The following is a 14,499-nucleotide window of genomic DNA, read 5'->3' as shown; positions in this document are numbered from 1 at the left end:
TCGTCCAATACGCGCCCGGTCTTCCGGAAGTCCGAATCCGGTTTTGCGGGGGCGGTGCCACGTACCCCACTGTCGGGCGGCTCGCCAACAAAAGCGACGCCACCGCAGGTTCACGTGTCAGACGGGATCGGAGGCGATCAACCCCGAGCTGTTTCTCGAACGTCCGATGGGATGGTGCCGGTGATTGGGCGTATGACCCACCGGCCGACGGGCGTCGGCCGGTGGGGGGAAACTGGCGTTCCTGATGAGCGGTTGCGAAACTGCTCGCGCCGGAAACACGTGCGATCGGGCGGTTAGTGGCGGAACAGGAACTCGCGGGTGTTGATGAGGGCCCACACGAGGTCTTCCCACGCCTTGCGTTTGTCCTCGCGCTTGGCCACGTGCTCCAGCGCGATCTTCCGCTCGTCGTCGAACGGCGCCCGGCCCAGGGCCGCGAAGTAAAGGCTCGTCAGGATCTCACCGTCCGACTTCTTCTCGGCCAGCAGCTTGCCGAGGCGGTTGCCCGGGTTGCGGACCTTCTCGTTCACCGTCGGGCCGTTGATGAGTTGGAGCGCCTGGGCCAGGTTCCCGTCGCTCTCGCGCTCGCACTCGCACGCCAACTCGCGGGCCGGCTGGCCGAACGCCTTCAGGAACGGGTGGTTCACCTCGCCGTCGGGCAGTTGCACCGCCCGCGTCCCGGCCGGCAGCCCCGCGAACTTCTCGGGCACCCCGGTGAAGTCACAGATCGCGTCGAGCAGTTGCTCCGCCGTCAGCAGCTTCGTGACCGCGTGCGAGAAGTACTTGCCGTCGTCGCGGTTCGAGTCGTTCGGCTGCGCCGAGAGCTGGTACGTCCGCGACTTCATGACGGTCTTCACCAGCCGCTTCATGTCGAACTTGTTTTTGGCGAAGTCCTTCGCGAGCGCGTCGAGCAGTTCGTCGTTGCACGACGGGTTCGACTCGCGGAAGTCGTCCACGGGGTCCACGATCCCCTTGCCCATCAGGTGGAACCACACGCGGTTCACCACCGACTTCGAGAAGAAGGCGTTGTCGGCCGAGGTGAGCCACTGCGCCAGCACGGCCCGGCGATCCTCGCCGGCCTTCACCTCGGCTTCGCCGGTGCCGATGTACCGGGGCTTCATCGCCCGTCCCGACCGCGGCTGGCTGACCTCGCCGTCGCGGGCACTGAACACCACCTCGGCGCCGGGCGCCCCGCCCGGCGGGCGGGTGCCGACCACCGGCTCCGGCTTGGTCCTCACCCGGGCGAACCACGCGGCCATGCCGTAGTAGTCGTCCTGGCTCCACCGCTCGAACGGGTGGTTGTGGCACTTCGCGCACTGCATCCGCACCCCGAGGAACAGTTGCGCGGTGGTCTCGGCCAGCGCGGTGGGGTCCTTGGCGATGCGGTAGTAGTTCGCGGGCGGGTTCTCGTAGGAGTTCCCGTTCGCGGTGATGATCTCCTGCACGATCTTGTCGAGCGGGGTGTTCTTCTGGAAGTGCCCGCGGAGCCACGCCTGGAACCCGTAACTGCCCTTCACCTGGATCGTCTTGCGGCTGGACCGCAGCACGTCGGCCCACTTGAGCGCCCAGAAGTCCGCGAACTCGTCCGTGTCCACGAGGGCGTCGATCAGGTGCTCGCGCTTCTTGGCGCTGGTGTCGGCCAGGAACCCCTTCGCCTCGTCCGCGGTCGGCATGCGGCCGATGCAGTCGAGGTACGCGCGGCGGACGAACTCGTGGTCCTCGGCCAGGTCCGACGGGGCGATGCTCATCTGCTTGAGCTTGGCGAACGTGTGGGTGTCCACGAAGTTCGTTTCGGGCGGGTTCGGCCACACGAACCCCTCGCGCGGCTCGAGATACGTGATCCGCACCGCGACCAGTTCTTCGAGGTACCGGGCCAGGATCGCCACTTCGCCGGACCGCTTGAACTCCACGAGCCCGGTCGGGGTGACGTCGGCGATGGAGGGGTCGCTGCTGCTGAAGTTGGTGAGCCGGGTCACGTCGCGCGTGGAGCCGTCGACGAACGTGACGGCCACGCCCAGTTGCTGCCACTTGCCCGGGGCCTTCAGGAGCCGCGCCGGCGGCGTGACTTCGACCTTCTTGACCGGCGGCAGGGCGGGGGCGTCGTCCTTCAGCCCTTCGGCGAGCCACGCGCTCACCACCTCGCCGGGCACGCTGGTGAGGCCGAACCGCTGGCCGCCCTCGTGCGGCACCGCGCCGACGCCCTTCAGCAGCAGCAGGCTCTGCTCGGGGCTGTGCTTGCCGGTGCGGCGGCCGAACTGGTCGCGCGTGAGCTGCAGGTAGTCCGCGGCCGGGTCGAACCCGCGGAGCGACAGCTTGAACCCGTTCTTGCCGCTCGGGGTGCCGTGGCACGCGCCCATGTTGCACCCGCCGACGTTCATCGCGGCGATCACGTCGCGCCGGAAGCTCACCGGGGCGGGACGGTCCATCCCCTCGACCGTGACGGGCACGCGAACGACCGTGCCGTTGGCGCTCACGATCACCGTCGCGGTGCCGTTCTTGATCGGGCGCAGGTAGGCGCCCTCCTGAAGGTCGACGACCCCCGCGGGTTCCACGGCCACCTCGGCAAGCGCAGTGAGGTCGCGTGCGGACCCGTCGGCGTACTTCCCGCTGACGACAAGCTGCCGCGCGTCACGCACCCCGCGGAGCGAAACGCTCCCGGGTGAAACCGTGACACCGTCGGGCCGGCCGATGGTCGCTTTGCGCTCGCCGGGGTCGGTGGGCGGTGCGGCGACGGCCGCACCGGGCGCGAGCGCGAGGAGGGCGGTAACGATTCCGCGTGCGCAAGCGGATACGGAGAGGTACGTTCGCGTGACGGAGGGTCGCATCGGCGTGTTCCTCGCTGGGAGTGCGAGCCGGGGCAGGGCGCCCGGTGTCAGGTGGGGTCGCGTGGAAAGGCAGCGCCTTCGGTTGGTGAGATGGTTTAGTGTAAACCGCCGGTGGCCGCAGAGCGAGAGGAAAAAGCGCGAAGCTCCAAACGCCCCCAGAATCGCCACTTCGCGCCTCGCGCGAACTCTTCGTTACGGCGCAGTTACAGCGCCCCCGCGGGCTCGGCCGTCTTGAGTTTGCTGGCGCCGTGAGAATCGAACGGTCACGCGAGTTCCGCACAGAAGTAACGGCTCGGGCCGGAATCGTCTCCTACATTCGGAGTGGTGCCCGCGGCCCGACCGCACCCGTTCCGGCCGACACGACGTCGCCGGCCGCCGAACCGACAGGACCCCGCCGCCGGCGCGGAGCGCTCAATGCCCACCCCGACCGCCCGCACGCTCGTCGACCGTATCGCATATTTCGACGCGGTTTGCGCGGCCGGCGTGCTCGCCCCCAACCAGCTCACGCGTGCCGCGATGGCCCCGGGCCGGACGGCGGCGGAGTTCGCCGCCGGTCTGGTCGCCGCGGGGCTGCTCACGCGGTTCCAGGCCGACCGCCTGCTCGCGGGCCGCGCCGACGGGTTCGTGTTCGGCCCCTACGTGATCCTCGAGCCGGTCGGCCGCGGGTCGATGAGCCGGGTGTACAAGGCCCGGCACCGCACCATGAACCGGGCGGTCGCGATCAAAATTCTGTCGGCCGAGCTGACCCGCACCGCGGCGGACCGGCAGCGGTTCCAGGCGCAGGCGCGGGCCGCGGGCCGGCTGTCGCACCCCAACGTCGTCACCGCACTCGATGCGAACGTGCTGGCCGACCGGTTTTACCTCGTTCTGGAATTCGTGGACGGCCCGAACCTGGAGGTGCTGGTCGCCCAGCGCGGGCCGCGTCCGGTAGACGAGGCGTGCGAACTCGTGCGCCAAATCGCCCACGGGCTGCGGCACGCTCACGAGCGCGGGGCCGCGCACGGGCACTTGGCCCCCGACAACGTGCTGATCTCCCGCCCCACGGCGCTCGGCCCGCCGACGGTCAAGATCACGGGCTTCGGGCTCCCGCCGATGGGAACCGGCCCGTCCGCTTACCGCGCGCCCGAAAGCTTAACCGCGCCGCACGCGGCCGATCCGGGTTCCGACCTGTACGCGCTCGGGGGCGTGTTCTACTTCCTGCTGACGGGGCACGCCCCGTCCACCGGTGCCGCCAACGCGTCGAGTCGGCAACCGGCACCAGTTGCCGCCTTGCGGCCCGACGTGCCGCCGGCGGTGGCCGCGGTCGTTCACCGGCTGATGGCACCGCACCCGTCGGCCCGTTTTGCGTCCGCGGCGGAGCTGCTGGCCCACCTCGACGCCGCCTGCGTGCCGGCGGCGCTCCCGGTGGACGGTGTGAGCTTCGACCTACCACCGGAAGCGGCGTACGCACCCGGCAGCGGCTACCTGACCGGGCGCCAACCGCTCGCACCCGACTCCGGGGAGCTATCGTCGGACGTGTTCGTGCTACCGGAAGTCGTGCCGGAGCAATCGCCGTGGGCGCAGCTCACCGAGCCGACCGCCGCCGACGCGACCGCGTCTGATGTGTCCGACACCCGGATCCTGTCACCGTACCGGGTGCCGCGCCTGCGGCCGCCCTTCACCGTACCGGTGTGGGTCGCGGTAGGGGCGGTGCTGTTCTCGCTCGTCGCACTCGTGGCGGCGGGCAAGTTCCTGGTGAAATGACCGCTACGCCGCGGGTTCTTCCACGGGTTTGGTGGCGTCGAGCAGGAACCCGCACACCGCGGACGCGGCAAACGCACCGGCGAGACACGTGAACGCCGTGTTCCAGCTCGTTGCGTGCTGTAGCTCGACGAGCACCCGGGCCGAAAACGCGGCCCCGAGGTTGCCCCACATGTTGCCCCACCCGAGCGCGGCGCCCACGTTCTTCCCGCCCACGTCCTGAGCGAACGACCAGATCGTCGGGTTGTGCATGTCCACCAGGAACGCCATTACCCCCAGCGCGATCACCACGGTCCAGGCGTCCGGCAAATGAGGGATCAGCAGGAACGCGACCGCGCACCCGCTGAGCGCGGCGCCGATGGGCACCGCACGGCCGGCCTTCGGCCCGAGCCAGCGGCGCGTGAAATCGGTGAACACGCCGCCGAAGATCATCCCGAGGCACCCGATGCCGAGGGCCACGGTTTGCATCCGCCCGGCCTGGTCGAGGGGCGTGTCGTGTACCTTCTCGAGGTACTTGGGGAGCAGGGTGACCAGGAACGCCCACCCGAGGTTCATGCCGAACTGCATCGCCCCGAAGAGCCACATGTTGCGTGACCGGGCGAGCGCCGCAAATCGCGTGACGAGTGACAGCTTCGCCGGATCGTTGCCCCCTTCGCGTGCGGGGGCCGGCGCACCGGGCGGGTTGTCGCGAACGATCAGCCAAAACAGGAGCGCGACGACCACCCCGCACAGCCCGTACACCACGAACACCCCGCGCCAGTTCACCGGCGCCTCGTTCGCGTCCAGCGCCGCCGGAGACGGCGTGATGGCCCACTCGACGAGCGCGACGCCCGCCAGCGCGGCGGCCAGCACCGCGGTGAGCCACGGGGCAACGACCCCGCCGATCCGCCCGCCGAACGCGACGACCGAACTGAACCGCCCGCGCTCTTCGGGTCGCGCCCAGCGTTTCACGAGGCCCGCAGCCGCGGGGTACGCTCCGGATTCGGTCACCCCGAGCAGCAGGCGGATGCCGACCAGGGCGACCGCCCCGCCGACGAACCCGGTTAACATGGTGACGACCGACCACGCCGCGATCGAGACGGTGAGCACGGCACGGGCGCCGTACCGGTCGGCGAGGCTGCCCATCGGGATCTGGAACAGGGCGTAGGTTAAAAAGAACGCGCCGAGGATGTCGGCCAGACGCTTGTCCGCCCACTTCTTCTTCTTGGCGGCGACAACGTCTTCGGGCGACAACTCGGCCCCGGCGGGCGGGTTGGGGCCGAACTTCTTCTTCTTGGCCGCCGCGATGTCGTCGTTCGAGAGGGTGTCGGCGTCGGTGGGCTCGGGCGCGAGCGGGAGCAGCAGCTCGCGCTCCATCGGCGCGGCGAGCGTTGAGAAGCAAACGCGGTCGATGTACATCCAGAAGGCCGCGACCGCTGTCACGGCGACGATGAGGTAGCGCTGAGGCATTGGGAGTCCGGCTCGGTCGATGCGGATCAGGGGCGGCATGCGTGGAGAGACGCACACCAGCGCCCCGGGTGGGAAGGCCCCAGAGTAGCAAGCCCCCAAAGCAGATGCACGGGGAAACACCCGCGGGCGCGTCTGTCCGTCTGTCTCACGACGTTTGATCTTGCTGCCGATCGGCGGCCGGGGGTGCGTCTCCCTCCGGTGCGCGGGCGCGCGTCCGGTCCGGGAGGGACGGTTATCGTGCGCTGGGGTGTGTTGGCCGGGTGCGCGGCGGCCGGTGTGGGGGCCGCATTCGTCACTGGGGCCACGGCGCTTCCCCGCCCGCCGCTGCCGGTCGCACGCGGCCACAAAACCGGCTACTTCAACATGGCCAATGTGATGTGCGAGTACGAGCGCGCCAGGGCCGCGGCCGTGCGACTGGAAACGCGATGCGGCCGGCTCGCGGCCAACCTCGTCGGCCTTCGGGCGATGCACGCCGACCTGAAAGTCCGCCACATCGCCGTAACCGACCCGAACACGGAGTTCGACCTGCTATCCGAACTCCGCTCGCTGACCCGGCTCGTCGAAGCCTGGACCGCACCATCGCCAAGATGCTCAACACGCGGGCCAGCATTATTATCGTCGAGCTGTGCGACGGCATCCGGACCGTCGCCGCCGCCATGGCTCGGGAGAATCATCTCGCGGCGCTGCTGCCGACCCGGACGCGGTCACTCCGCAAGAGGCCGAGAACCCACTGTTCAAGGAACTGGAGCTGAAGCCGACCGCGCTGCAGCCGTTCTACGTCGATCCGGGCGCCGAGTTCTCCGACGAGATCGTCCGCCGGCGGAACGAGAAGTTCGCCACCGAAACGGCCCACTGAATGCGAGCCGATCAGCCTTCGGCCCGGGACAACACATAAACAGCGCCGGGATCGGCGTATCCCGGCAGTTCGACCTGCCGCTGGTACCGGAGTCCCACCTTTTCCATCACGCGCGTGGACGCACGGTTGGTCACCAGCGCCACCGCGACCACGGCCGTCACCGCCGGGTTCGCCAGTGCCGCACGGACCAGCGGGCCGGCGCACTCGGTGGCGTACCCGTGGCCCCACGCCGCGCGCCGGAACCGGTACCCGAGTTCCAGTTCGGTGTCGCGCGTCCAGCCGATGGCGGACGCCATCCGGTGAAACGGCGCCGGGCGGACGAACACCCACCCGAGAATGTCCCCGGTCGCGCGTTCTTCGACCGCCCACACCCCGCCCGGCGGATTTTCGTAGAACGGGAGCCACACGCGGATCAGTTCGCGGTAAGCGGCCACGCTCTCGCGCGCGAACGGCCCGATGTAGCGCATCACCTCGGGATCCGCATCAAGTTCGAGCAGCCGTGCGGCGTCCGCATCGGTGCCGGCGAACCGCCGCAACCGGAGCCGTTCGGTTTCGAGCAGCACCTCGCTCACGACCCCTCCCACTTGTTACCCGCGAGGTCACACCCGCGCCACCCCGAACCCGAGCCCGGGCACCAGCCACGAGTTCCGGCACACCGTTGCATGTGCTAACCGTTCCGTTTACAATCGTCAATCGCCGCCTCGCGCCCGCCCGCCACCCGCCTCCGCCACGGAGCACGTCTCATGCTCACCGTCTTCGGCAACCGCACCCGGTACTGCGACGGCCTGTCCCGCCGGTCGTTCCTCAAAGTCGGCGCGCTCGGCGTCGGCGGGCTGACGCTCCCGGACCTCATGCGGGCGGAGGCCAAAAGCGGCCGGGCGTCGCACAAGTCGGTCATCATGGTATACCTGTCGGGCGGGATGGCGCACCAGGACACGTTCGACCTGAAGCCCAACGGCCCGGCGGAACTGAGGGGCGAGTTCAAGCCCATCGGCACGAACGTGACCGGCGTCCAGTTCGGCGAGCACGTCCCGAAGCTGGCGAAGTGCGCCGACAAGCTGGCGGTGATCCGCTCGCTGGTGGGGCAGCGGGACGAGCACAGCTCCTGGCAGAGCTACACCGCCACGACGATGGACGCCGCGCGGCGCGAGAACAAGCCGCACTTCGGCAGCGTGGTGGCCCGGATGCAGGGCCAGACCGACCCCACCGTGCCCGCGTTCGTGGACCTGTCGCCCACGATGCAGCACAAACCGTACAACACGCCCGGCCCAGCGAACCTCGGCCGCAGCGCCGCCCCCGCCAAGGTGGACGGCGACGAACTGGCGGTGATGAAGAACCTCGCGGTCACCCCGGCAGAGCTCCAGGACCGGAAGGCCCTCCTCGAACGGGTGGACGCGTTCCGCAAGACCGCCGGCCAGAGCAACGCCGTTAGCGCCGACACGTTCCACGACCGGGCGTTCGACGTGCTCACGTCCAGCAAGCTGGTGGAAGCGCTGGACGTGACGAAAGAGAGCCCGAAGCTCCGCGAGCGGTACGGGAAGGGCTCACCGCGGCACCTCGGCGACGGCGCTCCGCAGTGGAACGATCAGCTTCTGATGGCCCGCCGGCTCGTCGAAGCCGGGTGCCGCGTGGTCACGGTGGCTTACGGCTTTTGGGACACGCACGGGAACAACTTCAAGTACCTGAAGGACCACCTGCCACTGTTCGACACCGGCGTCTCGGCGCTGGTGGAAGACATCTACACCCGCGGGCTCCAGGACGACGTGACGGTGTGCGTGTGGGGCGAGTTCGGCCGCACCCCGAAGATCAACAAGGACGCGGGCCGCGACCACTGGTCCCGGGTGAACTTCGCGCTCCTCTCGGGCGGCGGGATGAAAACCGGGCAGGTGATCGGCAGCACCGACAGCGCCGCCGGGGAGGCCAAGGACGACCCGATCCCGTACCCGAGCGTGCTGGCGAGCGTGTACAAGAATTTGGGTCTCGACCCGCACGCGATGGTGTACGATGTGTCGAACCGCCCCAACCCCATTCTCCCGGGTGGTGTCCTTCCCATCGAAAAACTGTACTGAGGACCGCCGCATGACGCGTGCCTTTTTGCTGGCGACCGTGTGTGCTAGCACGTGGGCGGTAGCGGCCCCGGTGCCGCCGCCGTCCGAACAAGAGCTGATCGCCAAGCACTGGGGGAAACCCGAGGGCGAGGGCAAGTTCGAGTTAAAGGGCAAGCAACTCACCCTCCGCGCGACCGGGGACGGCCCCTCCGACATGCGCGTCACCCGCACCGTCCGCGGGGACTTCACGGCCCGCGTGACGCTGGCCGAGGTCGCCACCCCCGCCAAGGGCGACGCCCGTCGGCCGCACGCTTACGCCGGCCTGTGTGTCCGGGGAGGCGGTTACAGCCTCTCGCACTTCCTGCTTCAGATATACAACCGCGGTGACGACGGAGAACTGTATGCCGCCCCGCAGCGGTCCGTGTGGACGGACCGGTTCATTGACGGGCAGGGCGGTGGCGGGACCAGTTTGAAGGAGGTGGAGCAGGGGCAAACCGTTCACTTCGAGGTCACGCGCAAAGACAAGACCGTCACCGTGTCGTACAGCCTTGATGGCAAGGAGTGGGCTGCGCCGCAGGCGTTCGGCGAGAAGCTGGACTTCCCCGACGAGGTGACCGTTTCCGTGTACCTGAACCACTGCACCTGCCAGAAACTGCACGCCACGTTCGACGGCTTCACGATCACGCCCCTCAAGAAGTGATCCCGGAGGAGCGGTTACACTTCCAGATCCCACACGACCACGCGGCCGGCGTCCCCGGCCGCCGCGGCCCGCGTTCCGTCCGGCGAAACGGCGATCGCACGCAACGGGCCGATCCCCCAATCGAACGACTTCTCCAGCTCCCACGAGGTCGTCGAGTACACCCGCACCGCGCCTTCTTTGCTGGCTGTGAAGAGGGACCGTCCGTCCGGACTGAACGCGGCGTCCATGAAGGGTTTCGCCGCCAACTGCACCCCAGCAATCTCGCGGCACTCCGGCACTTCGCGAACGAACATCTCGCGCCCGGCGGAGTAAACCAAAAACCGCCCGTCCGGGCTGAGGGCCAGCGCGAACGACCCGCTCGACAGCGCCCGGTGCGATTCGCTCGCTCGCTCTTCGAGGGTGTCGGCCGCCAGTAAATAGAACCGCTTGCACCCGACCGCGGCGAGCCACTTCCCGTCGGACGACGCCGCGAGCCGGTTGACGGCCCCGGACGCGAGTTCCACTTCGGCGCCCGCGGTTCCGGTGCTGAGATCGTACCGACCCAGACGATCATTACGTGTGCCGGCGACGAACACGGCGCGCCCGTCCGGGGCCGGCGCGAACGACTGGCAACGGTCGCCGAACCGTCGGATCTCGCCCCCGGTGTTCCGGTCCAGCACCGACAGCCCGCCTTGCCGACACAACACGCCGTCGGGAACGAACGCGAGTGACAGCCCGACCGCCGAGTTGGTTTCTGCGGTCCAGAGCCGCGCGCCGGTAATCGGGTCGATGAGCTTGCACGCCAGGTAGTATCCGCTCAGCGCGAGCGCGTGCCCGTCGGGGGTGAACGCGAGCGCATCAATGGGCCGCGAGTGCGCTTTCCAGATCAGCATCCGCTCATGATATGTGCGACGGGCGGTCAGAGGTCAACGTCCCAAACGATCACCTTGCCGTCCTCGGTGCCGGCCGCGGCCAGCGCGCCGTCCGGCGAGAACGCTACCGACACGAGCTTCCCGACCTTCCAGTCGTAGGTGCGGGCCCGCTTGCCTTTCTCAGTGTCCCAAAGCGTGACCGTGCCATCGTTTCGGGTACATGCGACAGTTCCGCCGGGGTGAACCGCGATACCGGTTACAAACGACCGTCCGGGGTGAACCAACTCGCCCACGGGAGCGCCGGTGATCGCGTCGCACATCTGAACCTTGCGGCTATCGGTACGAACCAGCAGTTTCACCCCGTCGGCAGTGAACGCGAGTTGTCGAACCGGGCTCGCCGAATCCATCGGAACGGACACCCGGAGTTCGCCGCCCGCGGCGTCGCGAACCTGAACGGATTGCTTCGGGTACGCGAGCCCTTCGTAAACGGAAAGTGCGAACCGGTTTCCAGTCGGAGCCAAAGCAACCGAGCCAAAATACGTGTCAGAGTTCCAGCGGTCCTCACGGTCGCGAACCCACCGGACATTCATGTCCGGCACGCCCCAGCACGACAGGGCCGGGGCCACTCCCCCCCGCGCCACAATTACCCGGTCGTCAGCAGCGGCATTTTCGTTCCCCCCCTTCGTTTGCGACACTTCAACGGGTTCTCTTCCCGGAGGCAGTGCGAACAGCCGATCGCACTCGAAATTGGAGACGAAGAGGTACGCACCGCCGAGCAAAAACGAGCAGTACCGAAACGCATCCAGTTCGAACGCGATTCTCCACACGGGTGCCCCGGTGCTCGCGTCCCACGCTTCCGCGCCGCCAGCCGCAGTGAACTGACTGTAAGCCGCCACAATCAAGCCGCCGGGGCCGATTGTGAGTCGGTCCAGCGGGCGCGAGGTGGAACTCTGAATAATGCGCACGACGGCTCTTCCGGTTCCGACCTCGGGTCACACATCCACGTCCCACACCATGACGGTTCCGTCGTCGCTCATCACCGCCGCCCGGGTTCCGTCGGCGCTGAAACACACGGCCCGCAACGGCCCGATCTTCCAGTCGAACGCTCCGACGGCCTTCCACGACTGCGTGTCGTAAAGCGTCACGGCCCCGCTCTCGCTTGCCGCCGCCAGAACCGTGCCCGCGGGGTTGAACGCCACTGCGGTCACCTCCGGCGGCGGCTTGGGCTTTCTGGCCTTTTTCGCGGTGGCTTTCGCCGCGGCCTGTTTTGCCTCGGGCTTCTTCAGAACGGGAACCTTCGCCCGCACCTTCACACCCTCGGCCGTCGCCCGCAGTCGCACGTCAGGACCGTCCGGGTATGCCATGTACCCGCCCGTGGGGTGGACGGCGAGCGCCATGCCGGCCTTACCGAGTAGTTTGCTCGCTTCGTTCGACTTGAGCGCGCGGTGAAACACAACCGAACCGTCCGCCACTGAACGCACGGTGAGACCGTGAAACGGTTCGCCACCACCGAACTTGTACTCCAGAGCCACGAAGACACCGCCCGGACCGCAAATCGCACCGAACCAGTAGTGTGACCCGAGCGGGCGGCGGTGCCGGCCGGTGTCTTCGGAGTACCGCGCCAGCGCCCACGCTTTGCGCACCTTTTTCTTGAGTTCCGGAGCGTAGTCGTACCGCGTGAGCCAACCCTGCCCGTGGGACACCAAAAAGAACCCGTTGGTCGCGTCGAAATGCGCCCACGACGGGGCATCCTTAGGTAGCCCCGCCCCCTTGGTCGTCCCGGTGGCGACGGTGAGTACGTCGGTGAAGCTGTTCCCGGACCGATAGAGGTATACGAGCGATCCGTCGGGGTTCAGCGCCACCCGCTCCAGCGCGCCCTCATTCGTGACCACCGGGCGCGGCGTCCGGTCGAGCCACCGCGGCCACACTTGAACGCGATCCCCGACGGACGCGAGCAGAGCGGTACCGTCGGGCGAGAACGCGAGCCGGGCCGGTCTCCGTGAACCGCTCTCCGGCGCCAGATCGGATTTGAGTGTAAACATCGTTATTTAAACGGTACCACGTCAGAGGTCCACGTCCCAGACCACGACCTTGCCGGTGTCGCTACCCGCAGCCGCCAGCGCGCCGTCGGGCGAGAACGCGACCGACCGCATCCGCCCGACGGCCCAAGTGAACGTGTGCGTAACCTCCCAGGCGGCGGTGTCGAACAGCTTCACGGTGGCGTCGTTGCTGGTAGCCGCGAGGTACCGGCCCGACGGGTGAAACGCGATACCCGTAAAGTGCTTCCGGCTGTCGTTGGCGATCGTGCGCGGCGGGCGGGCGAGGTCGCCCCCGGGCCAGGCCGCAAGTACCGCTTTCGCAGCCGCGATCAGCGTCCCGTCCGGCGCGGCCGCCAGGGTGCAGGCCGACGAGCCCCACACCGTTTTCGCGACCACCCCGCCGGTTGCCGCGGCGCGGACGGTCACGGCGGTGCGGTATTCGGGAAACTCGCCCTCCCACTCCGCAACCGCGAAGCGGTCGGTACCGGGAACCCAGGCCAGGCCCCAGTGCAGGTTCCCGTCGCCGGTCGGGTCGGCCGGCCAGTCCGTATCGATCGCGTTGGAGACATCAGCATACCGCCGCAGGCGGGAACCGTTCCGCTCCAGGTCGAACCGCCCGCTGAGCACCGCACCGCCGTCGGTGCCGAGCGCGAACCGATCGGCGTAAGTTAGGCGCTGGAACCGCGGGCGGAAGCCGCTGCCGTCGATGTCGTCGACCCGGAAGTCGTTACCGGCGAGCGCGAACAGCCGCGGCCGGTGGGGGTGAAAGGCGAGCTGGCGGACCGCACCGGTCCGGAGCCGGACCGGCAAGCGTCGGTCATCGAACAGCGAGAACACAACGACCGCCCGGTCGCCGACGGCCAGGGTTCGCCCATCCGGGGAGAAGCACACCGCCCCGGCCCCGTTCGCGCCCGCGTCGAGAACCCGCATCGCCACCCTCACCGGAGCCGCGCTCGACAGCCTGGAGCGCCCTTCGCCCTCACGGTAGCCCCGAGGGCACCCGCCCTCGGACCGCGGCACTACACCCACTACGGTTTCGGCTCCTCGGTCTCACTCGTACTTCCATCGGCTTTGAAGAGCTTCCACCCTTCCTCTTTGATCTCGACGTACTGGAAGTGCTTCGGCTCCACGCCCGGAAGATCCACCTGGGGGTTTGTGAACTTCCACACTTCCGTGTCGTCGTTCGGCTTGAGCACATACACCTGGGCCGGCAGGTAGGCGACCTTTGCGGTAGCCGGTCCCGTGCCGTACAGGGCCAATCGTAGGTGCTTGAACTCGTGCTGGTCCTTGCCGAGCCGCGGCTTGATGTCCAGGTAGATGTAATTCTCGTCGGTCTTGTAGACGGAGATGTCGAGTCGCTCTTGCAGCTCACTCGCCTTGACGCGCGTAAAGAACTGCAGCGGAATGCGCTGGAGGAGCTGAGCCGGTTCGTGCAGGCGTGACCGCCACCACCGACGGACGGGGTTATCATCCGGCACCGCGTCTGCCGCCTGATCAGCAGGGGGGCGCCTGAACTCGGTCACCGTCTTTGCGAGCCCGCTGTACCAATACGCCGCCGTCTCGTTGCAGATGTACGCCTCGTAGTCGGTGCCAGTTTTGTCCGCGGCATTATTGAGGCGCAGAACGGCACAGTTGGGCTTCATGCACAGCACCTGCCCGCTGTAGGCTGTGGACTTCTGGCTCACGTTGTCGGTGCGGGTGAGCCCGACCTCGGCCCGGACGTTCGTCAGTGCGGCGGTCTTCTCTTCCCATGCCTTCAGGTGTTCCGCGACCAGCGGGGCAACGGGCTCCGCGGGCTTTTCGGCCGTTTTGGGCTTCGCCGGCTCTTCCACCTGGGTCGCTGGCGGGCTGACGGGGTCACTGATGACCACCGGCGCAGGTTGCGGGCACCGCGGGACGTACACAACCCGCCCGCGCCGCGGCGGGCAGGCGGCGATGAGCGAAATGGCGAAGAGAATGGCGACTGAGCGCACGCGCACCTCCGATTCGGTACG

12 protein-coding genes are annotated in these 14,499 nt (G+C 68.3%); 4 read left to right on the top strand and 8 right to left on the bottom strand.

Features of this window, described 5'->3' with window-relative positions; translation table 11 throughout:
• Positions 1-293: 293 nt before the first annotated feature.
• Positions 294-2,822, bottom strand: coding sequence for a DUF1553 domain-containing protein (locus GobsT_RS34575; RefSeq protein ID WP_010041023.1), 2,529 nt, complete (start codon positions 2,820-2,822; stop codon positions 294-296).
• Between the two features lie 414 nt (positions 2,823-3,236).
• On the opposite strand from GobsT_RS34575, the gene GobsT_RS34570 reads away from it, so the two are divergent.
• Positions 3,237-4,565 (top strand): serine/threonine-protein kinase, encoded by a 1,329-nt coding sequence (locus GobsT_RS34570; protein WP_010041026.1) that lies wholly within the window; start codon positions 3,237-3,239, stop codon positions 4,563-4,565.
• A gap of 3 nt (positions 4,566-4,568) precedes the next feature.
• Here the strand turns inward: GobsT_RS34570 and GobsT_RS34565 are convergent, their stop codons facing one another.
• Positions 4,569-6,011 carry an MFS transporter gene (locus tag GobsT_RS34565; protein WP_010041029.1) on the bottom strand — a complete coding sequence of 481 codons (1,443 nt, stop codon included), beginning with the start codon at positions 6,009-6,011 and terminating at the stop codon, positions 4,569-4,571.
• 625 nt (positions 6,012-6,636) lie between these two features.
• On the opposite strand from GobsT_RS34565, the gene GobsT_RS34560 reads away from it, so the two are divergent.
• Positions 6,637-6,867, top strand: coding sequence for a hypothetical protein (locus GobsT_RS34560; RefSeq protein WP_029600934.1), 231 nt, complete (start codon positions 6,637-6,639; stop codon positions 6,865-6,867).
• An 11-nt stretch (positions 6,868-6,878) separates the two neighbouring features.
• Here GobsT_RS34560 and GobsT_RS34555 read toward each other — a convergent pair whose 3' ends face one another.
• Entirely contained in the window at positions 6,879-7,439 is a 561-nt protein-coding gene (locus GobsT_RS34555) for a GNAT family N-acetyltransferase (RefSeq protein ID WP_010041031.1), read from the bottom strand.
• Positions 7,440-7,610: 171 nt separating this feature from the next.
• Between GobsT_RS34555 and GobsT_RS34550 the strand changes: the two genes are divergently transcribed.
• Together GobsT_RS34550 and GobsT_RS34545 are read left to right on the top strand one after the other, a co-directional pair.
• Positions 7,611-8,936, top strand: a complete 1,326-nt coding sequence (locus GobsT_RS34550; protein WP_010041033.1) for a DUF1501 domain-containing protein — start codon at positions 7,611-7,613, stop codon at positions 8,934-8,936.
• Between the two features lie 10 nt (positions 8,937-8,946).
• Positions 8,947-9,615, top strand: coding sequence for a DUF1349 domain-containing protein (locus GobsT_RS34545; RefSeq protein WP_010041038.1), 669 nt, complete (start codon positions 8,947-8,949; stop codon positions 9,613-9,615).
• A gap of 14 nt (positions 9,616-9,629) precedes the next feature.
• Here the strand turns inward: GobsT_RS34545 and GobsT_RS34540 are convergent, their stop codons facing one another.
• From GobsT_RS34540 to GobsT_RS34520, 5 genes are all read right to left on the bottom strand, one after another.
• Positions 9,630-10,487, bottom strand: coding sequence for a WD40 repeat domain-containing protein (locus GobsT_RS34540; RefSeq protein WP_010041041.1), 858 nt, complete (start codon positions 10,485-10,487; stop codon positions 9,630-9,632).
• Between the two features lie 26 nt (positions 10,488-10,513).
• The gene (locus tag GobsT_RS34535) at positions 10,514-11,431 is read right to left on the bottom strand and encodes a WD40 repeat domain-containing protein (RefSeq protein ID WP_010041044.1); all 918 of its coding nucleotides are present in this window, start codon (positions 11,429-11,431) and stop codon (positions 10,514-10,516) included.
• A 27-nt stretch (positions 11,432-11,458) separates the two neighbouring features.
• Positions 11,459-12,508, bottom strand: a complete 1,050-nt coding sequence (locus GobsT_RS34530) for a WD40 repeat domain-containing protein (RefSeq protein WP_010041046.1) — start codon at positions 12,506-12,508, stop codon at positions 11,459-11,461.
• Positions 12,509-12,529: 21 nt separating this feature from the next.
• A complete protein-coding gene (locus GobsT_RS34525; RefSeq protein WP_010041048.1) occupies positions 12,530-13,435 on the bottom strand; it encodes a WD40 repeat domain-containing protein in 906 nt (301 codons plus the stop codon).
• A gap of 98 nt (positions 13,436-13,533) precedes the next feature.
• Positions 13,534-14,478, bottom strand: a complete 945-nt coding sequence (locus tag GobsT_RS34520; RefSeq protein WP_010041050.1) for a TIGR03009 domain-containing protein — start codon at positions 14,476-14,478, stop codon at positions 13,534-13,536.
• Positions 14,479-14,499: the final 21 nt, after the last annotated feature.

It is taken from the genome of Gemmata obscuriglobus (assembly GCF_008065095.1).
Taxonomy (GTDB): domain Bacteria; phylum Planctomycetota; class Planctomycetia; order Gemmatales; family Gemmataceae; genus Gemmata; species Gemmata obscuriglobus.
This window is presented reverse-complemented; position numbering and strand designations above follow the sequence as displayed.